Source organism: Streptomyces sp. NPDC027962 (assembly GCF_055566095.1).
Genome location: NZ_JBVHTA010000028.1, coordinates 64,213 through 86,921 on the forward strand (window position 1 = coordinate 64,213; position 22,709 = coordinate 86,921).

Annotated in this window: 22 protein-coding genes, 1 pseudogene and 1 riboswitch; of the genes and pseudogenes, 12 read left to right on the forward strand and 11 right to left on the reverse strand. The window is 71.2% G+C overall.

What is annotated here, in order from left to right; all coding sequences use genetic code 11:
• The first annotated feature begins 170 nt into the window (after positions 1 to 170).
• The 3 genes and pseudogenes from ACZ4SA_RS24400 to ACZ4SA_RS24410 form a co-directional block, all read left to right on the forward strand.
• Positions 171 to 1,220 (forward strand): LacI family DNA-binding transcriptional regulator, encoded by a 1,050-nt coding sequence (locus ACZ4SA_RS24400; RefSeq protein ID WP_468278137.1) that lies wholly within the window; start codon positions 171 to 173, stop codon positions 1,218 to 1,220.
• Positions 1,221 to 1,233: 13 nt separating this feature from the next.
• Positions 1,234 to 2,130, forward strand: a complete 897-nt coding sequence (locus ACZ4SA_RS24405; RefSeq protein ID WP_468278218.1) for a carbohydrate kinase family protein — start codon at positions 1,234 to 1,236, stop codon at positions 2,128 to 2,130.
• A 7-nt stretch (positions 2,131 to 2,137) separates the two neighbouring features.
• A pseudogene (locus tag ACZ4SA_RS24410) lies at positions 2,138 to 2,275 on the forward strand (LacI family DNA-binding transcriptional regulator); the annotation flags it as partial.
• A 253-nt stretch (positions 2,276 to 2,528) separates the two neighbouring features.
• On the opposite strand, the gene ACZ4SA_RS24415 reads toward ACZ4SA_RS24410, so the two are convergent.
• From ACZ4SA_RS24415 to ACZ4SA_RS24430, 4 genes are read right to left on the reverse strand one after another with little or no spacing between them, the layout of a single operon-like run.
• Positions 2,529 to 3,812 (reverse strand): glycosyltransferase, encoded by a 1,284-nt coding sequence (locus ACZ4SA_RS24415; RefSeq protein WP_468278139.1) that lies wholly within the window; start codon positions 3,810 to 3,812, stop codon positions 2,529 to 2,531.
• Entirely contained in the window at positions 3,809 to 4,282 is a 474-nt protein-coding gene (locus ACZ4SA_RS24420) for a hypothetical protein (RefSeq protein ID WP_468278141.1), read from the reverse strand. The genes ACZ4SA_RS24415 and ACZ4SA_RS24420 overlap by 4 nt, the downstream gene beginning before the upstream one ends.
• Entirely contained in the window at positions 4,279 to 5,346 is a 1,068-nt protein-coding gene (locus ACZ4SA_RS24425) for a glycosyltransferase family 2 protein (RefSeq protein ID WP_468278144.1), read from the reverse strand. The genes ACZ4SA_RS24420 and ACZ4SA_RS24425 overlap by 4 nt, the downstream gene beginning before the upstream one ends.
• Positions 5,343 to 7,064 (reverse strand): carbamoyltransferase family protein, encoded by a 1,722-nt coding sequence (locus ACZ4SA_RS24430; protein ID WP_468278147.1) that lies wholly within the window; start codon positions 7,062 to 7,064, stop codon positions 5,343 to 5,345. Before ACZ4SA_RS24430 ends, ACZ4SA_RS24425 begins: the two co-directional genes overlap by 4 nt.
• Before the next feature lie 758 nt (positions 7,065 to 7,822).
• Here ACZ4SA_RS24430 and ACZ4SA_RS24435 point away from each other — a divergent pair.
• Positions 7,823 to 7,993: a hypothetical protein gene (locus ACZ4SA_RS24435; RefSeq protein WP_468278149.1), complete on the forward strand. Its 171-nt coding sequence runs from the start codon at positions 7,823 to 7,825 to the stop codon at positions 7,991 to 7,993.
• Positions 7,993 to 9,177: a zinc-dependent alcohol dehydrogenase gene (locus tag ACZ4SA_RS24440; RefSeq protein WP_468278151.1), complete on the forward strand. Its 1,185-nt coding sequence runs from the start codon at positions 7,993 to 7,995 to the stop codon at positions 9,175 to 9,177. The genes ACZ4SA_RS24435 and ACZ4SA_RS24440 overlap by 1 nt, the downstream gene beginning before the upstream one ends.
• Before the next feature lie 28 nt (positions 9,178 to 9,205).
• Here the strand turns inward: ACZ4SA_RS24440 and gdhA are convergent, their stop codons facing one another.
• Both gdhA and ACZ4SA_RS24450 read right to left on the reverse strand, forming a co-directional pair.
• Positions 9,206 to 10,555 (reverse strand): NADP-specific glutamate dehydrogenase, encoded by a 1,350-nt coding sequence (gene gdhA / locus ACZ4SA_RS24445; RefSeq protein WP_468278220.1) that lies wholly within the window; start codon positions 10,553 to 10,555, stop codon positions 9,206 to 9,208.
• A gap of 302 nt (positions 10,556 to 10,857) precedes the next feature.
• Positions 10,858 to 12,510: an FAD-dependent oxidoreductase gene (locus ACZ4SA_RS24450; protein ID WP_468278154.1), complete on the reverse strand. Its 1,653-nt coding sequence runs from the start codon at positions 12,508 to 12,510 to the stop codon at positions 10,858 to 10,860.
• Positions 12,511 to 12,776: 266 nt separating this feature from the next.
• On the opposite strand from ACZ4SA_RS24450, the gene ACZ4SA_RS24455 reads away from it, so the two are divergent.
• The 7 genes from ACZ4SA_RS24455 to ACZ4SA_RS24485 all read left to right on the forward strand — a co-directional run bounded on the left by ACZ4SA_RS24455 (position 12,777) and on the right by ACZ4SA_RS24485 (position 18,080).
• Positions 12,777 to 13,904 (forward strand): SchA/CurD-like domain-containing protein, encoded by a 1,128-nt coding sequence (locus tag ACZ4SA_RS24455; protein WP_468278156.1) that lies wholly within the window; start codon positions 12,777 to 12,779, stop codon positions 13,902 to 13,904.
• Positions 13,905 to 13,977: 73 nt separating this feature from the next.
• Positions 13,978 to 14,418 carry a cupin domain-containing protein gene (locus tag ACZ4SA_RS24460; protein ID WP_468278158.1) on the forward strand — a complete coding sequence of 147 codons (441 nt, stop codon included), beginning with the start codon at positions 13,978 to 13,980 and terminating at the stop codon, positions 14,416 to 14,418.
• On the forward strand, positions 14,415 to 15,683 hold the full coding sequence (locus ACZ4SA_RS24465) for a beta-ketoacyl-[acyl-carrier-protein] synthase family protein (protein WP_468278160.1): 1,269 nt from the start codon (positions 14,415 to 14,417) through the stop codon (positions 15,681 to 15,683). Before ACZ4SA_RS24460 ends, ACZ4SA_RS24465 begins: the two co-directional genes overlap by 4 nt.
• Entirely contained in the window at positions 15,680 to 16,939 is a 1,260-nt protein-coding gene (locus tag ACZ4SA_RS24470) for a ketosynthase chain-length factor (protein ID WP_468278162.1), read from the forward strand. Before ACZ4SA_RS24465 ends, ACZ4SA_RS24470 begins: the two co-directional genes overlap by 4 nt.
• A gap of 16 nt (positions 16,940 to 16,955) precedes the next feature.
• A complete protein-coding gene (locus ACZ4SA_RS24475; protein ID WP_356638108.1) occupies positions 16,956 to 17,213 on the forward strand; it encodes an acyl carrier protein in 258 nt (85 codons plus the stop codon).
• A 1-nt stretch (position 17,214) separates the two neighbouring features.
• The gene (locus ACZ4SA_RS24480) at positions 17,215 to 17,709 is read left to right on the forward strand and encodes an SRPBCC family protein (RefSeq protein WP_468278164.1); all 495 of its coding nucleotides are present in this window, start codon (positions 17,215 to 17,217) and stop codon (positions 17,707 to 17,709) included.
• Positions 17,710 to 17,747: 38 nt separating this feature from the next.
• Entirely contained in the window at positions 17,748 to 18,080 is a 333-nt protein-coding gene (locus tag ACZ4SA_RS24485) for a TcmI family type II polyketide cyclase (RefSeq protein WP_468278166.1), read from the forward strand.
• Between the two features lie 77 nt (positions 18,081 to 18,157).
• Here ACZ4SA_RS24485 and ACZ4SA_RS24490 read toward each other — a convergent pair whose 3' ends face one another.
• From ACZ4SA_RS24490 to ACZ4SA_RS24510, 5 genes are all read right to left on the reverse strand, one after another.
• Entirely contained in the window at positions 18,158 to 19,183 is a 1,026-nt protein-coding gene (locus ACZ4SA_RS24490) for a methyltransferase (RefSeq protein ID WP_468278169.1), read from the reverse strand.
• Positions 19,184 to 19,235: 52 nt separating this feature from the next.
• Positions 19,236 to 20,300 carry a right-handed parallel beta-helix repeat-containing protein gene (locus ACZ4SA_RS24495; protein ID WP_468278171.1) on the reverse strand — a complete coding sequence of 355 codons (1,065 nt, stop codon included), beginning with the start codon at positions 20,298 to 20,300 and terminating at the stop codon, positions 19,236 to 19,238.
• A gap of 91 nt (positions 20,301 to 20,391) precedes the next feature.
• Positions 20,392 to 20,949: a hypothetical protein gene (locus ACZ4SA_RS24500; RefSeq protein ID WP_468278173.1), complete on the reverse strand. Its 558-nt coding sequence runs from the start codon at positions 20,947 to 20,949 to the stop codon at positions 20,392 to 20,394.
• Between the two features lie 47 nt (positions 20,950 to 20,996).
• Complete coding sequence (locus tag ACZ4SA_RS24505; RefSeq protein WP_468278175.1) at positions 20,997 to 21,272, reverse strand: hypothetical protein; 276 nt, start codon at positions 21,270 to 21,272, stop codon at positions 20,997 to 20,999.
• Positions 21,273 to 21,563: 291 nt separating this feature from the next.
• Entirely contained in the window at positions 21,564 to 22,370 is an 807-nt protein-coding gene (locus ACZ4SA_RS24510; protein WP_468278178.1) for a LysM peptidoglycan-binding domain-containing protein, read from the reverse strand.
• Between the two features lie 2 nt (positions 22,371 to 22,372).
• Positions 22,373 to 22,533, reverse strand: a riboswitch (cyclic di-AMP (ydaO/yuaA leader).
• Positions 22,534 to 22,709: the final 176 nt, after the last annotated feature.

Sequence of the window (22,709 nt, forward strand, 5' to 3'; positions counted from 1 at the left end):
CGCCGGCCTTCTTTTCGACGGTCGCGCCCCCTTCTCCCGACGACCCCTCGGCCTCCCGCGCCGGCCCTCTCTCGACGTTCCGGAGCCACTCGTCCGCACATGACGCGATGAACCCGTCGATTCGGGCACCTGGTGGGCAATCCGACGCACGCCCGGTACAGTCCACTCCCATGACCGCGCGGCTCGCCGACATCGCAGCCCAGGCGGGGGTCAGTGAAGCCACAGTCAGCCGCGTGCTCAACGGCAAGCCCGGTGTGGCCGCGGCCACCCGCGAGTCAGTCCTTGCCGCCCTCGACGTACTCGGCTACGAACGACCGGTCCGACTGCGGCAACGCAGCGCGGGACTCGTGGGACTGATAACCCCGGAGCTGGACAACCCGATCTTCCCCGCCCTCGCCCAGGTCATCGGCCAGGCACTGACGCGCCAGGGCTACACCCCGGTGCTCGCCACCCAGACCCCCGGCGGGTCCACCGAGGACGAACTCACCGAAATGCTGGTGGACCGGGGCGTCTCCGGCATCATCTTCGTCTCCGGGCTGCACGCCGACACCACGGCCGACACCGAGCGCTACGACCAGCTGCGCGCCAAGGGCGTCCCCTACGTCCTGGTCAACGGCTTCTCCCCCAAGGTCCAGGCCCCCTTCGTCTCCCCCGACGACCGGGCCGCGATGCAGCTGGCCGTGACCCACCTCGCCTCGCTCGGGCACACCCGGATCGGCCTCGCGCTCGGCCCCAGGCGGTTCGTCCCGGTCCTGCGCAAGATCGAGGGCTTCCAGCAGGCCATGGAGGAGCGGCTCGGACTCTCGCCCGAACAGTCGCAGGAGCTGATCCAGCACTCCCTCTACACCCTGGAGGGCGGCCAGGCCGCCGCGGCCGCGCTGATCGCCAAGGGCTGCACCGCGATCGCGTGCGCCAGCGACATGATGGCCCTCGGCGCCATCCGGGCCGCCCGGCAGCAGGGGCTGCACGTCCCGAAGGACATCTCGGTGGTCGGCTTCGACGACTCGCCGCTCATAGCGTTCACCGATCCGCCGCTGACGACCATCCGCCAGCCGGTGCAGGCGATGGGGCAGGCATCGGTGCGTGCGCTGCTGGAGGAGATAGGGGGCACACCCGCCCCGCACAGCGAGTTCGTCTTCATGCCGGAGCTGGTGGTCCGCGGTTCGACCGCCTCTGCGGCCGGACGGACCACGGGCCGGGGACGGGCCGACGGTGAGTGACCCTTCGTACGACATGCTGGTCGTCGGCGGCACCGGCGTGGACACGGTCGTGCGCGTCGACGCGCTCGAAGTGCCGCCCGGCGATTCGGTGTTCGTGCCCCCGGTGCACGACTATGTGGGGCACACCGGCAACCGGGTGGCGCTGGGCTGCCACGCTCTCGGGCTCGCCACCAAGTTCGTCGACTTCCTGGGCGACGACGTCCAAGGCCGGACCGTGCTCGCCGCGTACGCGGAGCGGGGCCTGGACTTCAGCCATGTCCACAGCCCGCACGGCACGCCGCGCGGAATCAATCTCGTCGACCCGCAGGGCCGCCGCTTCTCCTTCTACGACGGCCGCCACCCGGCGGACCTCCGGCTGCCCCGCGCCTTCTACCTCCCCTTCTTGGAGCGCGCCCGGCACGTCCATATGTCGATCGTGGGCCACAACCGCGACATGTACGGCGACATCCACCGGCTCGGGATCACCAGCTCCACCGACCTGCACGACTGGGACGGCCGCAATCCCCACCACCGCGACTACGCCCTCGCCTCCGACTACGTCTTCCTGAGCGTCGCCGCCGTTCACGGCCGGCTCGACGAGGTCCTGCACTCGATCCTCGACGAGGGCCGCGCACGGCTCGTCGTGGCGACGGACGGCGCAGCGGGCTGCCATGTGCTGGTACGCGGAGAGAACAAGGCGCGCCACTTCCCGGCGGTGCGGCCCGAGCGTCCGGTCGTCGACAGCAACGGCGCGGGGGACGCGTTCGTCACCGCCTTCCTGCACGCGCTGTCCGAGGGACGCACCGTGGAGGAGTGTGTACTCGCGGGCTCGGTGTCGGGCGCCTTCGCCTGCGCGTCCGCGGGCACCCACACCGAGTTCATCGATCTGCCGGGGCTGCGTGCCGCGTGCTCGCGGGCGGCCCACCGGTAAGAGTTGCATCGAAGGGACCGGCGACCCCTTCACCGGAGGTCCGTCGGCAGCAGCGGGCCGCTTCGGCCGGCCCGCACTCGAGCAGGTGGCCGCGCGTGCCGGCGTCGGGCGCGGCACCGTGTCGCGGGTGATCAACCACTCCCCCTCCGAACGTCGGGCCCTTCGAACGCCGGGCACTTCGAACACCGGTGCTGCGGTCCTCGGGCAAGGGCGTGATTCGAAAGTGGCGCCGTCAGCCCGCAGGGCGGGGCCCGCGGCGTCTGGTGCGTGCAATCGCAAGGCGGAGGATCATCCTCGTACTGGACGTACTCGGATGACTCCGACAACGCAGCGAGTGTGCGTGCCAGGCGTCGTGGGCCAGGCGGGACTTTCGAAACACGCCCAAGGAGGGGCGGCGCTCAGGTCACCCCCGCCGCCCGGTTCCCGCCGGTGACCCGGACGAGAGCCGGCCCGGCGGCCAGGACGCCGAGGTACTCGGCTTCCGTGGCCCCGGCGACCCGCGCCCAGCCGAACCGGCTCAGCACCCGACACCGGCCGGCCGCTCCGCAGGCGTCCCGCGTCGCCGGGTCGGCAAGCAGTCCGGCCACGGCCCGGGCGAGGGCGTCCGGGTCGCGGGGCGGCACCAGCCGTCCGGTGCCCGGGTCGGCGACGGTGTCGAGCTGGCCGCCTACGGCAGTGGCGACGACCGGTCTGCCGCAGGCCATGGCCTCCAGCGCGACAATGCCGAAGGGTTCGTAGTCGCCGGGACACAGCACCACGTCCGCGCTGCGCAGCAGCGGTGCCACGTCCTCCCCCGCCACACCACCGGTGAAGCGGACCCGGTCGGCCACGCCCAGACCGTGGGCGAGGTCGCGCAGCCGGCGGATCTCGTGGTCGTCGTCGATCCGGTGCGGCGGCGGGCCCCCGACGACGAGCAGCTCGACGCCGGGCAGCCGCGTCAGTGCCGTGATCGACACGGCCGCGCCCTTGCGTGGCACCAGCCGCCCGAGCTGGATCAGCCGGTGCGGGTGTGCGCCGCGTTCCGCGACGGGCCCGTGTGGCGTGAACTCGTCGGTGTCGACTCCGCAGGGCACGACGCCGACCTTGTCGGAGGAGATCCCCATGGCGGCCAGTTCCGCGACTTCGTTGCGGCTGGTGGCCACGATCCGGTCGCAGCCGACGCCCACCTCTTTCTCACAGGAGATGCGGGCCGGCGGGCTCGTGTCCGTGTGCCTCAGGTTCCTGCGCTTCACGGTGCCGAGGGCGTGGAACGTGTGCACCAGCGGCAGCCGGGTTTCCCGTACGGCATGGAGCGCGGCGAGACCGGACATCCAGAAGTGCGAGTGCACCAGATCGGGCGGATGGGCCTGCCACTCGCGTGCCAGGTGCCGGCCGAAACCCAGCATGTGGGGCAGGAGTTCGTCCTTCGGTATCTCCTCGGGCGGGCCCGCGGGGACATGGCGGACGGCGACACCGGCGCGGAGTTGTACCCGGTCCGGCAGATCGCGCGCGTCGCGCCGGGTGTAGACGGTGACCTGATGGCCACGGTCGGCGAGGGCGCCCGCCAGCCGGGCGACGTGGACATTCTGGCCGCCCGCGTCCGCCCCGCCGAGTGCGGCGAGCGGACTGCCGTGCTCGGAGACGAGCGCGATCGACAGTGCATCCGTGCGGATGGGATCGCGGTGAGTATCGCCGTACGTCATGCGCGCACCTCCGTCATCAGGCGCTCCCAGTCGTCCGGGAAGCGTTTGAGCTCGTAGCGCTGGAGCGCCGCTCGGCGGGCGCGTGCGCCGTCCTCCGCGACAGCTTCCGGCCCTTCGGGACACCGTCGGGCGGCCGACGCCAGGAAGTCCTGTAGCGCCCCGCCGCCACCTGACAAGACGTCAAGTGGCTGCGGGCCACGCCCGGCTGGTTGCGGACGACGCCCACGGGTGTCCCGAGCGCGCGGACCGCGTCGAGGGCCTCCGGCACCGACGGCATCGGCACGACGCGCGCCGGGCCGCCGTTCGTCTGCGACGAGAGTGCCGTCGCGGTCGAAGAGGACCACGTCGGGCAGGCCCGCGGCGTCCGGCGACGGCACGGTGGCCCGCGGGACGACCGGACCCTGGAACAGCCACGGTCCGCCGCGGCGCTCCCGTTCCCCGACCGCACGGGCCATGAGGGAGCCGGTCATGGCAGCACCCGCGCCGGGACCGGCGCTCCGCCGGTGCGCGGTGGCGCGGCCGGGGCGGGCGGGGACAGCGGCGGGGTGCGCCGGTGCCGCAGCTGCGCGCCCAGCCAGTGCCATGCCGCCACCGGCGGGATGAGCGCGCTGGTGAGCGCCATCGAGACGATCTCGTCGCGGGTCCTGGGGCCCGGAGCGATCCTGGCCCAGGCGAATTCGGCGGTCCCGGCCAACCAGAGCGCGGCGCAGACCGTGGCCGCGGCGGGCCTTGCCACAGCGGCGCAGGAGATCGCGGCCGCCGCCGCGGCGGTCACCGCGAGGTGGCGGGGCAGACGCCCCCGTGGCGCGTCCGCCCTGTGCCGCCAGTCCCGGCCGTGCAGCCGGTTCATGAGCACGTCGTCGGCGTTGCCCGCCTGGACGCGCAGGGAGACCCAGCGGCCGGCCGGGCGGACCGGATGGGTGGTGGTGCGGGTGCCCGCCGCCAGTGCCCAGCCCGCTGCCTGGACGCGCAGGGCGAGGTCGGCGTCCTCTCTGAAGGCGCGCGGGAAACGTTCGTCGAAGCCTCCGACCGCGTCCAGGACTTCGCGCCGGTAGGCCATGTCGGCGGCGATCCAGCGGGCGGCGGCGAGAGTGGCGGTGTTGCGTTCCCAGTCGGTGGGCGCGCGGTCGGCCGGCAGCGGTACGGCGATGCGTGCGGTGACCCCGGCGGTCCGTGCGTCGGCCGCCGCGAGGTCGCGGGCCAGGTCCTCGCACCAGGTGGGGCCGGGCACGACGTCGTCGTCGAGGAAGACGACCCAGGGGACGGGACCGGCCACACGCAGGCCGGTGTTGCGGGCCGCGGCCGGCCCCCGGGCACGGCCGGGCACCACGGAGGTGATGGGCCGCAGCTTGGCCGGGATCTCGACCGGGAGCGGGGTGCGGGGGGCACCGCGGCGGTCGTCGACGAGGACGACCCGTACCGGCCCGGGCCCGGTCGCGGCGGCCAGGGCCCGCAGGCAGACGGTCAGGCCGGCCCGGCCGGCGGTCGGTACCACCACGGCGTAGCGCAGGCCCTCGAATCCGGTGGCGGTCATCGCGCGGCTCCCATTCCCACGGCTCCCATTCCGGCGGCCCCCGTTCCCGCGGCGTCCGCGTCGTCCGTGCTGTCGAAGCGGCGGAAGAAGTCGCCGCGCCGGACGGCGTACGGACCGATGGCCAGCAGGTCGACGGGCGAGGAACCGAAGCACTCGAGGGCGTCCCGCGGATCGTCGGCCATGGGCCTTCCGGCCGTGTTCAGGCTGGTGTTGACCACGACCGGCAGCCCCGTGAGCCGCTCGAACTCGGCCAGCATGCGGGCGACCAGGGGTTCCCTCGAGCGTTCGACGGTCTGGATGCGGGCGGTCCCGTCGACATGGACGACGGCCGGGATGCGCTCGCGCCAGGCGGGGGCCACATCGTGGACGAAGAGCATGTACGGGCTCGGCATCGGGCCGTCGAAGATCTCCGGTGCCCGTTCGGCGAGCACCATCGGCGCGACCGGCCGGAACTGCTCACAGCCCTTGATGTCGTTGAGCCGTTCCAGATTGCCCGCGTGACCGGGGTGGGCGAGCAGCGAGCGGTGGCCCAGTGCCCTCGGCCCGTACTCGGAACGCCCCTGGAACCAGGCGACGATCGCGTTGCCGGCGAGGGCCTCGGCCACGGTCGCGGCGATGTCGGCAGGGCGGTCGAACGGCACGGCGGCCGTCTTCAGCCATGCGCCGAGCTCCGCGTCGGACCAGTCGCGTCCGAGGTCGGCGCCGCTCATCGGCTCCGGGTCGTCGCCCTGGCCCGCCGCCAGCAGCAGGGCGCTGCCGAGCGCGGTGCCGGCGTCACCGGCGGCGGGCTGGACCCAGACGCGGGAGAACGGACCTTCGCGGGCGATACGGGAGTTGGCGACGCAGTTGAGAGCGATGCCGCCCGCGAGGGTGAGCAGGCTGTCGTGGGTCTGGCCGTGCAGCCGGCGCACGAGGTCGAGCATGGTCTCCTCGAGGACCGCCTGGACGCTCGCGGCCACGTCGGCGTGTTCCTGCGTCCACGCCTCCTCGGGGCCGCGCGGGGCGCAGAGTTCGTGCCAGGGCACGCCGGTGGCGCGGAAGCCGCCGTCGCCGGTGGGGTACACGTGCTGGCGCAGTTCGCCCAGCATGCGGGGCGTGCCGTGGGAGGCGAGCGCCATCACCTTGAACTCGTCGGAGGAGCGCAGGAATCCCAGGTGCTCGGTGCACTCCTCGTAGACGATTCCCAGCGAGTGCGGCAGCTCCTGCGCGTGCAGCGCCTCCAGCCGGTCGTGGACACGGCGCGCCGCGAGGTGCGAGGTGCGCTCGCCGCGGGCGTCGAGGACCAGGACGGAGGACCCGTCCGCGTCGGGTGCGGCGAAGGCGCCGGAGGCGGCGTGCGCCATGTGGTGCGGCACGAAGCGAACGATGTCCGCGTCGAGTCCGGGGAGCGCGCTCTGCAGGAAGCCGGGTGCCTCCCGCGCGTAGGCGAGCCGCAGATGGTCCCAGGGGTCGTCGAGGCCCATGGTGGCGGTGGGTTTGGCGAGGGAGGGGTCGAAGGAGTACGCCACGGCGTCGAGATCCTGGGGCCGCAGTCCGGCCCGCTTCAGGCACCAGGCGGCGGCCTGCTCGGGGAGTTCCCACGCGGAGAAGGGCAGCGGGCGCTTGCCGTGCTTGCGCCGTGAGAACCGTTCCTCCTCGGCTGCGGCGACGGTCCGGCCGTCGATGACGAGGGCGGCGGCCGGGTCGTGGAAGAGAGCGTTGATTCCGAGAATGCGCATGTCAGTCCCTTTCGGCGGGCCGGGGAAGCCGGGCAGCGGGGGCGGGCGCCGGCCGGGCGGGCATCACGGCCGGGCACGGATCACGACCGGTCAGGAGCCGATCGGATCGCCCTGGTCGCGCCGGTCGTCGCGCTGGTCGTCGCGTTGCTCGCGGAACCAGGCGGTGGTGCGCCGCAGGCCTTCCTCCGCGCTCACGCGGGGCTCCCACTCGAGCTTGTCGAGGGCGAGCGTGATGGGGGGCAGCGCACCGCGAAATCGTCCGTCGGCCGTTTTCGGCCGTTCGACGAAGTGAAGCCGGGGCGGTCGCGCGGTGCGGACATGCTCTCCGGCCGGACTGTGCTCAGGTCGTCGACGCAGGTGACGGCCGCGCCGGCGTCGAGCGGTGCGGGGCACGGGTGCGAGCCCACGGAGCCCGCTCCACCAGTGACGACGGCGTGTTCCCAAGTACGTGAGAAGGCGGCGTCAGTGCGTGAGAAGGCGGCGTTCATTCGTTCTCCTCCGTACGTGCCGTGCGTCGGCCGTCCTGCCGTCCCCCGCGGGCCGGGGCGATGCCCCGGCGTGGGGCCCCTGGCCCCCTGCGGCCGGTCTCCGGCCCTCGACCAGCGTCCGGTGCGATCGGCCGCCGGGCCGCGTTCACGTACTGCATTCGGGTGAGGCACGAAGCGTGACGTGCGGCCTTTTCGCAGGTGACGGGCGGCCTTTCCCGGGTGCCGGGCCGTCGTCCGGTGAAAGGCCGGAGCCGGGGTACTCGGCGCTGCATGACCGACATCAAACCCCTGGCCGTTGTCACCGGCGCGTCCAGTGGCATCGGCTTGGTGCAGGGGCTCGCCAACAAGGTGCTGCCCGACAGGCTCAAGGCCGCGGCCCACCGTGGCATGGCCGAACCCGGATCGGGAGACCGGCCGGGCGACGCGGACGAGGAGGCGTGATGAAAGCACTGACCTGGCACGGCAAACGCGATGTGCGCGTGGACACGGTCCCCGACCCGCAGGTCCGCGAGCCCACCGATGTCGTCATCAAGGTGACGACGACCGGGCTCTGCGGCTCGGACCTGCATCTGTACGAACTCTTCGGGCCGTTCATCGACCCGGGCGACATCCTCGGGCACGAACCCATGGGCATCGTGGAGGAGGTGGGCTCCGAGGTCACCCGGGTACGCCCCGGCGACCGTGTCGTCGTTCCCTTCAACGTCTCCTGCGGCACCTGCTTCATGTGCGCGCAGGGCCTGCACTCCCAGTGCGAGACCACCCAGGTCCGCGAACACGGCTCCGGCGCCTCGCTGTTCGGGTACACCAAGCTGTACGGCCAGGTGCCCGGCGGCCAGGCGGAGTACCTCCGGGTGCCGTTCGGGAACACCCTGCCGATCAGCGTCCCCGAGGGCCCGCCGGACGACCGGTTCGTCTACCTCTCCGACGTCCTGCCCACCGCCTGGCAGGCGGTGGAGTACGCGTCCGTGCCGCCCGGCGGCGCCGTGGCGGTGCTCGGCCTCGGGCCGATCGGCGACATGTGCACCCGTATCGCGGCCCACCGCGGCGCTGGACTGGTCATCGGCATCGACCTGGTGACCGAACGGCTCGAGCGGGCCAAGGCACATGGCGTGCGGACCCTGGACCTGGAAGAGTACGGCGACAAGATCGTGGACGCGGTCCGCGACCTCACCGACGGCCGCGGTCCCGACTCCGTGATCGACGCGGTCGGCATGGAGGCCCACGGCGCGCCCGTGGCCAAGGGCGCCCAGCAGATGGCCACCCTGCTGCCCGACCGCGTCGCCGCCAGGATGATGAAGCGCGTCGGCGTCGACAGCCTCTCCGCCCTCCATCTGGCGATCGATCTCGTACGCCGCGGGGGCACCATCTCGCTCTCGGGCGTCTACGGCGGGATGGCCGATCCCATGCCGATGCTGACCATGTTCGACAAGCAGGTGCAGATGCGGATGGGGCAGGCCAATGTCTGGCGGTGGACGGGGGATCTGCTGCCGCTCGTCACGGACGGCGATCCGCTCGGCGTCGAGCAGTTCGCCACCCACCGTGTGCCGCTGGAGAAGGCCCCGGAGGCGTACGAGATGTTCCAGAAGAAGCGGGACGGAGCCGTCAAGGTGCTCTTCGCGCCCTGAACACCTTGACGGCGGGATCCGTCCTCCCTCAGACCAGCCCCTGCGCGTGCATCGCGTCCGCGACCCGCTCGAAACCGGCGATGTTGGCGCCCGTCACATAGTCGCCGGGCGCCCCGTAGCGGTCCGCGGTCTCGTGGCAGATGCGGTGGATGTCCCGCATGATGCCGGCGAGTTCGGCCTCGACCCGGTCCACGGTCCAGCTGTCGCGGGCCGCGTTCTGGCGCATCTCGAGGGCGCTGACGGCGACTCCGCCCGCGTTGGCCGCCTTGCCGGGGCCGAAAGCGACACCGGCTTGCTGGAGGACGCGGACCGCTTCGGGAGTGGTGGGCATGTTGGCGCCCTCGGCGACGGCCTTGACCCCGTTGCGCACGAGGGTGAGGGCGTCCTGTTCGCCGAGCTCGTTCTGGGTCGCGGACGGGAAGGCGAGGTCGGCGGGCACCTCCCAGACCCGCCCGCCGGGCACATAGCGGGCGGAGCCGCCGCGGCGGTCCGCGTACTCCTCGACCCGGGCGCGCTCGACTTCCTTGACCTGCTTGAGCAGTTCGAGGTCGATCCCCTTCTCGTCGACGACATAGCCGGCGGAGTCGGAGCAGGTGAGCGGGTGGGCACCGCTGCGGATGAGCTTCTCGATGGTGTAGACGGCGACATTGCCGGAGCCGGAGACGACGGCCGCCTGCCCCTCGAGCTCCTCGCCGCGCATGTTCAGCATCTCGGCCGTGAACAGCACGCTGCCGTAGCCGGTGGCCTGGGTACGGATCGCGGAACCGCCCCAGCCCAGTCCCTTGCCGGTGAGGACGCCGGCCTCCCAGCGATTGGTGATGCGGCGGTACTGGCCGAACATATAGCCGATCTCACGGGCGCCGACGCCGATGTCGCCCGCGGGCACATCGGTGTGCTCGCCGATGTGCCGGTGCAGTTCCGTCATGAACGACTGGCAGAAACGCATGACTTCCGCGTCCGACCGGCCGCGCGGGTCGAAGTCACTGCCGCCCTTGCCGCCGCCGATGGAGAGCCCGGTGAGGGCGTTCTTGAAGATCTGCTCGAAGCCGAGGAACTTCACGACGCCCAGGTTCACCGACGGGTGGAAGCGCAGTCCGCCCTTGTACGGTCCCAGGGCGCTGTTGAACTCGACCCGGAACCCCCGGTTGACGTGGACCGCGCCGCGATCGTCCTGCCAGGGCACCCGGAAGATGATCTGCCGCTCGGGCTCGCAGAGGCGCTCGACGATGCCCGCCTGCGCGTACTCGGGACGCGCGGCGAACACGGGCGCCAGCGTGTCCAGCACCTCGCGTGCCGCCTGGTGGAACTCGGGCTGCGCGGGATTGCGCTGCTCGAGGTCGGCACGGAGCGAAGCAAGTCGGTCCTTCGGGGATGACAGTGTCACAGCATGTCCCTTCCTGCCTTGGCGTGGAACGACGGCCGTTCGGCGGCGACGGCTTGCGGGTGTCGCCGCCGGGGAGCAGTACGGGCGGGCATCCGCTCGCCGTTCATCTCCGACCGGATCATTCCGTGCGGCCGGTTCGACCACGCTGTCGAACCTTGCGGCCATCAGTGTGTCGTAAGTCCGCCCGCCGACGCCGGGATTGCCGCTCGGCGCGCGGCCCGAAGGCCCCGGCGAGGGCCGCGGGCGCCGGCGAGGGGCGGACCGACGGCGACGCCCGCGGACGGTCAGGCAAGGGGTCAGGCGCTGCGGTGCAGCAGTGATGCCAAGGCATTGAACAGCGCGGCCTCCGGGTCGGGGTCCGCGCCGGGGGAACGCCATGCGACGAACCCGTCCGGGCGGACCAGGACCGCGCCCTGCGGGGTCGTGCCGTGGGTCTCGGCCCAGTCCGCGTTGGTCTCCGGGACCAGATCGGCCTCCGGGCCCTCGCCGATCCGGTAGGCGTCGATGGTGATGGACAGCCGGGCGGCGACCAGTTCGGCGGCCGTGTACCAGTCCTTGCCGCCGGCACCGGTCAGCACGACGAAGGACCGCTCGTACAGGTCCAGCGTGGAGAGTCGGCGTCCCACGCCCGGATGCTGCAGCCACATGTGCGGTGCGCGGCTGCCGGGTGCGGCCGTGAGGTCCATCTTCGCCGGGATGACGGGCAGGTCGGGGTCGGTACCGAGGACGGCGCCACGCGGGTAGCGGTAGCCCAGGGCGACGGGCAGCAGGCCGCCCTTGGGGCCGCCTGTCATGCCGGGAGCCGGCGCGTACCCCGGGTGGCTGTGCTCCACGGACCGGGCCGAGGCGCGGGCGCTGGTCGCGCGGGCGACCGGCAGGCGTTCCGCCTCGTAGGAGTCGAGCAGGGCGGGGGCGGCCGAGCCGTCGAGCACGGCCGCGAGCTTCCAGGCGAGGTTGTGCGCGTCCTGGATGCCGGTGTTGGAGCCGAACGCCCCGGTCGGCGACATCTCGTGCGCGGAGTCGCCCGCGAGGAAGACCCTGCCGTGCGTGTACCGCTGCGCGACGCGTTCCGCGGCATGCCACGGCGCCTTGCCGGTGATCTCGACATCGATGTGGGGTGCTCCGGCCGCGGCGCGGATGGTGTCGACGCAGCGCTCGTCGGTGAAGTCCTCGAGCGTTTCGCCGCGGTCGGGCTGCCAGGGCGCGTGGAAGACCCAGTGCTCCGCGTTGTCCACCGGGAGCAGTGCGCCCTCCGCGTCGGGCCCGGTGAGGTAGCAGACGACGAAGCGGCGGTCGCCGACGACGTCGGCGAGGCCGGTGGAGCGGAAGGTGATGCTCACGTTGTGGAACAGGTCGCCGGGGCCGGTCTGTCCGATGCCCAGCAGCTCGCGGACGGGGCTGCGGGGCCCGTCGGCCGCGATGAGGTAGTCCGCGCGGACGGTTCTGTCGAGGCCGGTCCGGCGGTCCCGGACGACGGCGGTGACGCCGTCCGTGTCCTGCTCGAAGGAGAGCAGTTCGGTGGAGAACCGCAGATCTCCGCCGTTTCCGCGGGCGGCCTTCAGCAGCACCGGCTCGAGGTCGTTCTGGCTGCACACGCACCACGCCGAGGGGCTGATGCGCCCGGTCGGCGGGCCCTTCTCGTCGATCTGCCGGACCAGCCACTCACCGGCGTCGGGGTCGGCGAGCTCGGGAGTCTGCAGGATGCCGTGGTTGTCGGCGAGCAGCGACGCCGCCTCGCGGATCTGCTCCTCGACGCCGGCCGCGCGGAAGACCTCCATCGTGCGCAGGTTGTTGCCGCGTCCGCGCGGATGCCTCGAGGTGTCCGCGTGCTTCTCGACCAGCATGTGCCGGACGCCGAGGCGGCCGAGGAAAAGTGATGCGGACAGGCCCACCAGGGAACCGCCCACGATGAGGACCGGTACGCGGTGTTGTTCTGCGTTCTCTTGCATCAGTGCTCCAGCTCCAACCGCCGGTAGGGAATTGGCGTCTCCATGCCCGCCTTTTCTGCCCGCGCGGGAGGGCATCGGCTCGCCCCTTCACCCACCTGGTGCACACATCTCGCGCCACCCGTGTTACCGACACAGGATCGAAGCCGGACCACCACATCGCGTCAAAGGGTGGATTGCCGTCCGTATGCGCCGGGTCTCCCGCTCGGAACCTCCGAGGGCCGGCTCCATGCCACAGGCGGCCTCAGTGACAAGGAGATGCGTGGAACATGACAATGCTGTCCGAACGAGTGTCTCAGTCCGCATTCGACGGCTCCCGGCTCCGGGTCGTACTGCTGCTTGATCTTCAGGACGGCGCCCAGCAGCGCTTTCTCACGGCGTACGAGCACATGCGCAACCAGGTCGCGGCCGTCCCGGGTCATCTCAGCGACCAGCTGTGCCAGTCGATCGAGAACCCGTCGCAATGGCTCATCACCAGCGAATGGGAGAGCGCACCGCCATTCCTCGCCTGGGTGAACAGCGAAGAACACGTAGAGACCGTGCGGCCGCTGCACGACTGCGTGCGCGACACGCGGTCACTGCGCTTCAGCATTCTGCGCGAGACCAACGGCGTGCACGCCTCCGCGACCGCCACCCGCAAGGCCGTCGGGGGCCTGCAGCCCTTCCCCCGGGTCGGCGACGGCGTCGTACGCCACGCCCTCACCTTCACCGTCAAGTCCGGCAGCGAAAGGACCGTGGCGGAGATCCTCTCCGGCTACACCTCTCCGCAGGCCCAGGTCGACGACACCACCCGGCTGCGCCGCACCACCCTGTTCATGCACGGCAACCGCGTCGTGCGGACCCTCGAGGTGCAGGGCGACCTGCTCGCGGCGCTGCGTCACGTGGCACGTCAGCCCGAGATCAGGGCGGTGGAGGAGGCCATCAACCCGTACCTGGTACAGGACAGGGACCTCGACGACCCGCAGTCGGCCCGGCTGTTCTTCACCCGCGCCGCACTGCCCGCGGTCCACCACCTGGCACCTGCGGGCACCCCGGCCGAAGACGTGGAACGGCACGCGATCCTCTACCCGGCCAAGCCGGGATGCGGGATGGCCCTCGCCCGCCTGCTGGCCGGTCAGGACGAGGTGGCCGCCGACCTCCCGGGGTCCCACATCGACAGCAGCACCGTCTTCCAGCGCGACGACATCGTCGTACGCCTCGTCGACGCACGCGGCCCCCTCGACTCCGACCCGCCGGCGGCCGTGGGCGCTCTCGGCCCCCGCAAGCCCGCCGTGCTGACGAAGCTGCTCGACACCGAGGCGCTCGGCATCGACAGCTCGAGCCCCGACGAGAAGACGATGCTCCGTCTCCTCGAGAACGCGCAGATGCGCCTGATCACCGACCGCCGTGCCCTCTGACCGCACCCGGCCGCCGGCTGCCGTGCGTCACCCCGAAGTCCGCACGCCGCAAGGTCCTGTGGAGGAACCAGTCATGACCACACCCCATCGCATCGTCGACCTGAGCGAGACCGAGCCCAACCGCAGGCGCGGAGGTGATCTGCGCGCCATGCTCACCCCCACCGCCGTGGGCGCCACGAGCGGATTCATGGGCCTGGCGATCGTCGAACCCGGTGACCGCATCGGCGAGCACTACCACCCGTACTCCGAGGAGTTCGTGTACGTCGTCGCCGGCGAGCTCGAAGTCGACCTCGACGGCGAGCCGTTCGCCATCCGGCCGGACCAGGGACTGCTCATCCCCCCGTACGTGCGGCACCGCTTCCGCAACGTGGGCAGCACCGAAGCCCGCATGGTCTTCCACCTCGGACCCCTCGCCCCGCGGCCGGAGCTCGGTCACGTCGACACGGAGGAGACCCCCGCGGCGGAAGGCACCGCAGCGCACCGCCCGCCGGAACGAACGGGGTCGGTGTCGTGACCCGGCGTGTGGCGGTGACCGGCGTCGGCATCGTCGCACCCGGAGGTGTGGGCACCCGCGCATTCTGGGACCTGCTGGCGAGTGGACGGACCGCGACCCGCGGCATCACGTTGTTCGACCCGACAGGTTTCCGCTCGCGCATAGCCGCCGAGGTCGACTTCGATCCTGCGGCCCACGGCCTCGGTGCGGCGGACGCCCAACGCGCCGACCGGTACGTGCAGTTCGCCCTCGTGGCCGCGCGTGAGGCCATGGCGGACGCCGGCCTCGAGGCGGGCGCGATGGACCCCTGGCGGACCGCGGTGTCCATGGGCACCGCGGTGGGCGGCACCACCCGGCTGGAGCGCGACTATGTGAAGGTCAGCAGCACGGGACGGCGCTGGGACGTCGACCACAGCGAGGCGGCGCCCCATCTCCACCGCGCCTTCTCCCCCAGCGCTCTCGCCTCCGAAGTGGCCGAACTCGCCGGCGTCCAGGGTCCCGTGCAAACCGTCTCCACGGGCTGCACGTCCGGTCTCGACGCGATCGGCTACGCCTTCCACGCGATCGAGGAGGGCAGGGCCGACGTCTGTATCGCCGGTGCGTCGGACTCGCCGATATCCCCGATCACGGTGGCCTGCTTCGACGCGATCAAGGCGACCTCCCCCAACAACGACGATCCGGCCCACGCGTCGCGTCCCTTCGACGCCAACCGGGACGGGTTCGTCATGGGCGAGGGCGGTGCCGTGCTCATACTCGAGGAGCTCGAGCACGCGCGTGCCCGTGGTGCGCACGTGTACTGCGAGATAGGCGGGTACGCCACCTTCGGCAACGCCCACCACATGACCGGCCTCACCCGTGAGGGCATGGAGATGGCCCGCGCGATCGACGACGCCATGGACCACGCCCAGGTCGATCCGACGGACATCGACTACGTCAACGCCCATGGCTCCGGCACCCAGCAGAACGACCGGCACGAGACGGCCGCAGTGAAGCGGTCGCTCAAGGACCACGCGTACAAGGTGCCGATGAGCTCCATCAAATCCATGGTGGGCCACTCACTCGGTGCCATCGGAGCCATCGAGCTCGTCGCCTGCGTACTGGCCCTGGCCGAGCAGGTGGTTCCGCCGACGGCCAACTACGAGACCCCCGACCCCGAGTGCGACCTGGACTATGTGCCGCGCACCGCACGCCCTCTCAAGCTGCGCAGTGTGCTGTCCGTCGGAAGCGGCTTCGGCGGCTTCCAGTCCGCGGTCGTGCTCACCCGACCAGGCGGGAGGACACGATGAGCCCCGGCTCACGGCAGACTCGGCGCCCCGTCGTCACCGGCATCGGTGTCGTCGCCCCCAACGGCGTGGGCGCGGAGACGTTCTGGAAGTCCACCGTCGAGGGCATCAGCGTCCTCGACCGAGTCACCCGCGAGGGCTGCGACCATCTGCCGCTGCGCATCGCCGGTGAGGTGCGCGGCTTCGACCCGGAGACGATGGTCGAGCAGCGTTTCCTCGTCCAGACGGACAGGTTCTCCCACTTCGCGATGGCGGCGGCCGACATGGCGCTGGCCGACGCGCGCATGACCAGTGGCACGTCGGGCGAGAACCCGTACTCCGTGGGCGTGGTCACCGCCGCCGGCTCCGGCGGCGGCGAATTCGGCCAGCGCGAGCTGCAGCGGCTGTGGGGCAAGGGCTCGACCTACGTCGGCCCCTACCAGTCCATCGCCTGGTTCTACGCGGCGAGCACCGGTCAGATCTCCATCCGCGGCGGCTTCAAGGGCCCCTGCGGCGTCGTCGCCAGCGACGAGGCGGGCGGGCTCGACGCCCTCGCGCACGCCGCCGGCGCCATCAGACGGGGCACCGACACCGTCGTCGTCGGCGCGGCAGAGGCGCCGCTGGCCCCGTACTCGATCGTGTGCCAGCTGGGCTACCGCGAGCTGAGCACCTGCGACGACCCGGACCGCGCCTACCGCCCGTTCACCGCGAACGCGTGCGGCTTCGTCCCCGGCGAGGGCGGCGGCATGCTCGTCGTCGAGGACGAGCAGGCGGCCCTCCGGCGCGGCGCACAGATCCGCGCGACCATCGCCGGACACGCGGCGACGTTCACCGGTGCCTCCCGGTGGGAGCAGTCCCGCGAGGGGCTGGCACGGGCCATCAGCGGCGCCCTGGAGGCCGCGGGCTGCGCACCCGAGGAGATCGACGTGGTCTTCGCGGACGCCTTGGGCCTGCCGGAGGCAGACCGGGCCGAGGCCCTGGCCATCGCCGACGCACTCGGGCCGCACGGCACACGTGTGCCGGTGACGGCGCCCAAGACCGGGACCGGGCGGTCGTACTGCGGAGCGCCGGTGCTCGACACGGCCGCCGCGGTGCTCGCCCTGGAGCACGGCGTGGTCCCGCCCACCCCTCATGTCTTCGACGTCTGCCACGACCTGGCCGTGGTGACCGGCACGGCTCGGCCCGCCGAGCTGCGCACGGCACTGGTGCTGAGCCGAGGACTGATGGGTTCGAACGCGGCGCTCGTGCTGAGGCGCGGCGCCGACGACACCGCCTCGTGAGAAGGAGAACGTCGCCATGACAGCACAACTGACCGTCGACGAACTGGCCGCCCTGATGAAGAAGGGCGCCGGCATCGCCGTCGACCCGAACGAGATGGGCCAGCGGCCGGACACACCGTTCGAGGTCTACGGCCTCGACTCGCTGGGGCTGCTGGGCATCGTGGGCGAGCTGGAGAACCGGTACGCCCGGCCGCTGCCGCCCGACGCGGACCGCTGCAAGACCCCGCGCGAGTTCCTCGACCTCGTCAACAACTCACTGATGGCAGGAGCCTGACATGCCCGGACACACCGAGAACGAAGTCGTCATCGACGCGCCCCTCGACCTCGTGTGGGAGGTGACCAACGACCTCGACCACTGGCCGCAGCTCTTCAGCGAGTACGCGTCCGTGGAGGTGATGGAGCGCGAGGGCAACCGGACGGTGTTCCGGCTGACCATGTACCCAGACGAGAACGGCAGCGTCTGGAGCTGGGTCTCCGAGCGCGTCGCCGACCGTGCGGCGCTCACGGTCACCGCCCGCCGCGTCGAGACGGGTCCCTTCCAGTACATGAACATCCGCTGGGAGTACGAGCAGACACCCCGCGGTGTGCGGATGCGCTGGACGCAGGACTTCGCGATGAAGCCGGACGCCCCCGTCGACGACGAGTGGATGACCGGCAACATCAACCGCAACTCCCCGATCCAGATGGACCTCATCCGGAACAAGATCGAACAGCGCGCCCGGCTCGGCGGCACGTCGAACGACTCCGCCGACCCGGTGAACGCGGTCTGACACGCCCCTGCCTACGGCATCCGAAGGGACACCACCCGATGCATCAAGCCCTGATCGTCGCCCGGATGGCACCGGGCTCCGCCCCCGACATCGCCGAGGTGTTCGCGGCCTCCGACAGAGGTGAGCTGCCGCACCTCGTCGGGGTCCGACGGCGCAGCCTGTTCCAGTTCGGCGACGTCTACCTCCATCTGATCGAGTCGGACCAGCCTCCCGGTCCCGCGATCGCCAAGGTGACGGAGCACCCGGAGTTCCGGGACGTCAGCGAACGGCTCTCCGCCTTCGTCTCCGCGTACGATCCGCAGACCTGGCGCAGCCCGAAGGACGCCATGGCGCAGCAGTTCTACACGTGGCAGCGCGACGACCGGGCCTGAGGTCCGGCACCACCCAAGCCGTCGGCCCCGCGGATCACCCGCGGGGCCGACGGCTTGCGCGCAGTGCCAGGGGCGGCTCAGCCCGGGACCACGCTCTCGAAGACGTGCAGATAGGCGTTGACGGGACGGATGTCGCCGATGACCAGGCCGGCGTCCGTCATCCGGCTGGTCATGCTCTCCTGGGTGTGCTTGGCGCCACCGACGTTGAGCAGCAACATCAGGTCCATCGAGGTGGTGAACTTCATCGACGGCGTGTCATCGACGATGTTCTCGATGACGGCCACCCGGGCTCCCGGGCGGGCCGCGGCGACGACGTTGCCGAGGGTGCGGCGGGTGCTCTCGTCATCCCACTCGAGGATGTTCTTGATGATGTACAGGTCCGCGTCGACCGGCATGGCCTGCCGGCAGTCGCCGGGGACGATGCTGACCCGGTCGGCGAGCGAGCCGCCCTCGAGCAGCCGGGGATCTGCGGCGGCGACGACGCGGGGCAGGTCGAGCAGTGTCCCGGTGATCCCGGGGTGCTTCTCCAGCAGGCTCGCCAGCACATGCCCCTGACCGCCGCCGATGTCCGCGACGGTCTTGACCCCTTCCAGGTCGAGCAGTTCGGCGACGTCCCGCGCCGACTGCATGCTGGAGGTGGTCATGGCCCGGTTGAAGACATGGGCCGACTCGTGGGCGTCCTCGTGCAGGTAGTCGAAGAACTCCTTCCCGTACAGGCCGCCGAAGACGCTGCGGCCGGTCTTGACCGCATCGTCGAGAAGCGGCCAGGCATCCCAGGTCCAGGGTTCGGTGCACCACAGGGCGATGTACTTGAGGCTGTGCGGGTCGTCCTCGCGCAGCAGCCGGGACATCTCGGTGTGGACGAACCTGCCGTCCTCCTCGGCGAAGATCCCGTAGCAGGTCAGCGCGCGCAGCATCCGCCGCAACGCCCTCGGATTCGCCTTCAGTTGTGCCGCGAGCTCCTCCGCGGTCGCCGGTGCGTCACCGAGGGCGTCCGCGACGCCCAGCCGGGCCGTCGCGCGTACGGCGGCGGCGCAGGCCGCACCGAAGACGAGTTCCCTCAGCCGCATGGCGGTCTGAGGTGTTGCGCTTGCAGTGGTCATGCGGTCTCAGTCTTTCGTGAGGGGGCAGGGCCGGTGGGCTCCGTCCGATCGGTCAGCACAGGCCCGCGGGCTCGGAGGCCCGGCACATGTTCCCGGCGAAGACGTTTCCGGTGCCCTTGGTGTCCCTGTTGGCCAGGTCCGCCTTGCTGTTGCCCGTCACCAGGTTGTGCCTGATGACGTTGTCGGTGCCGGCGGCGCCCACGATGCTCTTGAACAGCACGATGCCGCCGGACATCGGTGCCGAGCCCACGTGGTCATGGACCAGGTTCGCTTCGACCAGGGTGTCCTCGGTGCCGGTGAGGACGATGCCCGTGCCCTGGATCTCGGGCAGCCGGGCGGTGGCGTCGCAGTGCTTGTTGTTCCTGTAGATGTGGTTGAAACGAACCGTCAGCGCGCCCGCGCGGGGCACCGTCTCGTCGCCGACGAGGAACACGCCGGCACAGTTCTGGGTGATCTCGTTGCCCTGGAGCGTCAGGTTCCGCACGCGTCGGACGGTCGTGCCGATGCGGTTGCCGATCATGCGGTTGCCGCTGACGACCGTGCCCATGGTGTCGGTGGCGCCGGCTTCCTCGCTGACGGTGTTCGCCACGAAGATGCCTGCGTCGCCGTTGCGGCGGACGAGGTTGCCCCGCAGTTCCGACCGGGTGGACCGCTCCTGCGCGATGCCCCAGGTCCCGTTGTCCTCCGAGGTGACGTGGCGCACCGTCAGCCGGTCGGTCCAGGCTGCCCAGAGGCCGTTCTTGGTGAACCCGCTGAGCCGCAGCGAGCGGATCGTGACCTCTTCGACCGGCTGCGCCTTGGTGCCGAGGACGCAGATCCCGTTGCCGGCCGCAGCGCAGGAGTCGGTCTTCGCAGGCTTGGCCGCCGGATTGATCACCGTCCGCGAGCCCGCCCCCTGCAGGATCAGGCGGGGTTTGGTGATGCGGACGCTTTCCTTGTACGTGCCGGGGGCGATGTTGATCGTGTCGCCGGGCTGTGCGGCGTTCACGGCAGCCTGGATCGACTGGCCGGGCTGCACCTGGTGTGTGACGGAGGCATGGGCGGGGGCGGAGGCGCCGAGGCCGGACACGACGAGCAGAGCCGTGCAGCCGAGGACGGTCGTTTGTCGCTTTGTCATAAACCGAAGCTATGCGGCATAACGCCCAAAACGGCGTAAACCACGCCTGGGCGAGCTTGTGTCGCCCCGCCCAGACGTGGTCAGCCGGCGATCAGGACTCTTCGAAGTAGGCGTCGAGGACCGCGTCGAGCTCCGCCGTCCACTCACTCAGACGGCTCCTGGCGGGCGCTTCGACGTCGGCGTTGAACCACCGGTTGGCCGCCACATGGACGGTGACCGCGAACCGGCGCCCGAAGCGGGCGGGCTTCACCTCGACGGCGCCGATCTCGTCCCAGTGGAAGTCCGCCTCCTGGTCGTCCAGGGTGAAGCGGATGCCGGCACGGTCTGCGGTGATCGACCCGCGACGGTCGCGGGCCTCGAAGACGGGCCCGTCCGCGGCGTCGCCCTCGGCGTCATCGCCGGGCTCGGTGTCCGGATCCGCGGCGGGTGCGTCCGCCTCGTCGGCTGCCTCTACGGGCGCGGCGCCCTTGGGCACGGCGTCCTCGGGCGCGGCGTCGCCCTCTGCCCCGGGCGCAGCCCCTTCAGCCTTCCTCTTCCCCTCCTCCCCGTCCTTGACGGCAGGCGCTGGCGCCGTGAGTCCCGGGATGAACGCCGGATCCGTCCCCACGCCGATTTCGATCTTCGTCTTCGGATCTATCTGCTGCTCCACGGCGGGCAGTATGGACGACGAACCTGTACGAGACCAATGCGGTCGACCTATCGACCTCCGCGCCTGGGGCGGGCGCGGACCGCGGTGCGGGCCGCGCGGCAGCGGCGGAGGGCGCTTGTGCCGCAGCCGCGCCACTGGGCCCGGGTGACGCGGGCGCGATGGCCGCCGCTGGTGATCATCGCGTTCACCGGTGTCATCGGGTCCGTGGCCGCCGCCTTGGCCAGCAGGATGCCGACCGCGAGCGGGAGCAGCGTCACGGCGAGGGCCGTACCGGCGGTGGTGGCGGTGTGGACGCGCGGGTGGCGGAGGGCTTCAGGAAGCATGCTCCGATTCGACCAGTGGCGGCGTGCCGGCGGATCGGGCCGGGTACTCAGGCCGTCCGGTCCTCGTACTCATCCCATGGTCGAACTTGGGTGGTCAACTACCGGTCACAGGCTGGTAGATCGCTGCGGCCTCCAGCCGTGACCACCGACACGGAGTGCCTGACGCTCACTCAGAACCTGCGCGGCTGAGGACCGGGCACGGCCAACGGGCCGGAGACCGGGGGCGCCGCCGGACGCCCCGGGCTCCGGCCCGGTGAAGTGTTGCGGCCTGCCGGCCGTGCAACGGTCCCGTCAGTAGGGGCCGTTCACGTTGTCGATCGAGCCGTAGCGGTCGGCGGCGTAGTTGCACGCGGCCGTGATGTTGGCGACCGGGTCGTACAGGTCGTTGGCCGTGCCGGGGACGTGGTACGCGTCGAAGGTCGGCTGGATGACCTGCAGCAGGCCCTTCGAGGGCGTGCCGTTGATGGCGTTGATGTCCCAGTTGTTGATGGCTCGCGGGTTGCCGGAGGACTCACGCATGATGTTGCGGTGAATTCCCTCGTAGGTTCCCGGAATTCCGTGCCGGGCCATGACGGCCAGCGATTCCTTGATCCAGCCGTCGAGGTTGTTCGCGTAGGTGGCGGGTTTGGCGGCGGGGGCCGTCTTCCGCTCCGAGCGGTCCGCACGGTCGGTCGCGGCGGCCCGGTCGGCCTTCTTGGGCGCGGCCTTTTCCTTGGCCGGGGACTTTGCGCCGATCGTGAGCTCGAGACCGGGGTGAATCAGTGCCGGATCGTGACCGATGGCTCTCCGGTTGTCATTGAAGAGCTCCTTCCAGCCGCCGCTCAGGGAATACTTGGTGGCGATCTTGGAAAGGGAGTCACCCGCGACCACGGAATAGGTGACGACCTTGGACTTCTGTGCGGCGACCTGCGCGGCAGCGGCCACGGTGACCGGCGCGACAGCCTTCTCCGCGGCCACGGGCAGCGCGGCCGGCGCTGCCTGCGCAGTGGTGGTGACCATGAGGGGGAGGGCGAGTGCGGCACCGCCCGTGCCCGCTGCGACGAATCCGCGGGTAAGTGAACGGGACTTGGGACGACGGTGCTTACCCTTTGCGGGCATGGCGAATTCCTCTCCGTCGCCTGCGAGGTGAGCTGTCGGGTTCGGGCTGGAGATGCCCGGTCGCATCTGATGGCGACTTCACCCCGAGCCGTTCCGGGATTCCGGATCGGCGGCTTACCTGGTTCCCCCGCTCCTGCCGTACGTGAGTGGGTGCGGTTTAACCGGACGGCGGCAGGATTCGGCGGTCCGTCCGGATTGACGGTGACGTTAAGCGAGAGGATCCCGGCGAAACAAGTCCTGAATTCCACATCACAAAGCGGACGTCTCCCCCCGACGGGCAATTCATATTGTCAGTGCCGCGTCAAAAGGCTCAAATTCCGCCCAGGCAACGGGAACTGG

Bases quoted from the DNA above. Each gene is read 5' to 3' on its own strand.
- ACZ4SA_RS24455 (WP_468278156.1), top strand. From the start codon at position 12,777: ATGACAATGCTGTCCGAACGAGTGTCTCAGTCCGCATTCGACGGCTCC.
- ACZ4SA_RS24450 (WP_468278154.1), bottom strand. From the start codon at position 12,510: ATGCAAGAGAACGCAGAACAACACCGCGTACCGGTCCTCATCGTGGGC.
- ACZ4SA_RS24510 (WP_468278178.1), bottom strand. From the start codon at position 22,370: ATGCCCGCAAAGGGTAAGCACCGTCGTCCCAAGTCCCGTTCACTTACC.
- ACZ4SA_RS24415 (WP_468278139.1), bottom strand. From the start codon at position 3,812: ATGACGTACGGCGATACTCACCGCGATCCCATCCGCACGGATGCACTG.
- ACZ4SA_RS24490 (WP_468278169.1), bottom strand. From the start codon at position 19,183: ATGACCACTGCAAGCGCAACACCTCAGACCGCCATGCGGCTGAGGGAA.
- ACZ4SA_RS24420 (WP_468278141.1), bottom strand. From the start codon at position 4,282: ATGACCGGCTCCCTCATGGCCCGTGCGGTCGGGGAACGGGAGCGCCGC.
- ACZ4SA_RS24435 (WP_468278149.1), top strand. From the start codon at position 7,823: ATGACCGACATCAAACCCCTGGCCGTTGTCACCGGCGCGTCCAGTGGC.
- ACZ4SA_RS24475 (WP_356638108.1), top strand. From the start codon at position 16,956: ATGACAGCACAACTGACCGTCGACGAACTGGCCGCCCTGATGAAGAAG.
- ACZ4SA_RS24470 (WP_468278162.1), top strand. From the start codon at position 15,680: ATGAGCCCCGGCTCACGGCAGACTCGGCGCCCCGTCGTCACCGGCATC.
- ACZ4SA_RS24405 (WP_468278218.1), top strand. From the start codon at position 1,234: ATGCTGGTCGTCGGCGGCACCGGCGTGGACACGGTCGTGCGCGTCGAC.
- ACZ4SA_RS24495 (WP_468278171.1), bottom strand. From the start codon at position 20,300: ATGACAAAGCGACAAACGACCGTCCTCGGCTGCACGGCTCTGCTCGTC.
- ACZ4SA_RS24425 (WP_468278144.1), bottom strand. From the start codon at position 5,346: ATGACCGCCACCGGATTCGAGGGCCTGCGCTACGCCGTGGTGGTACCG.
- ACZ4SA_RS24430 (WP_468278147.1), bottom strand. From the start codon at position 7,064: ATGCGCATTCTCGGAATCAACGCTCTCTTCCACGACCCGGCCGCCGCC.
- ACZ4SA_RS24400 (WP_468278137.1), top strand. From the start codon at position 171: ATGACCGCGCGGCTCGCCGACATCGCAGCCCAGGCGGGGGTCAGTGAA.
- ACZ4SA_RS24505 (WP_468278175.1), bottom strand. From the start codon at position 21,272: ATGCTTCCTGAAGCCCTCCGCCACCCGCGCGTCCACACCGCCACCACC.
- ACZ4SA_RS24480 (WP_468278164.1), top strand. From the start codon at position 17,215: ATGCCCGGACACACCGAGAACGAAGTCGTCATCGACGCGCCCCTCGAC.
- ACZ4SA_RS24440 (WP_468278151.1), top strand. From the start codon at position 7,993: ATGAAAGCACTGACCTGGCACGGCAAACGCGATGTGCGCGTGGACACG.
- ACZ4SA_RS24485 (WP_468278166.1), top strand. From the start codon at position 17,748: ATGCATCAAGCCCTGATCGTCGCCCGGATGGCACCGGGCTCCGCCCCC.
- ACZ4SA_RS24460 (WP_468278158.1), top strand. From the start codon at position 13,978: ATGACCACACCCCATCGCATCGTCGACCTGAGCGAGACCGAGCCCAAC.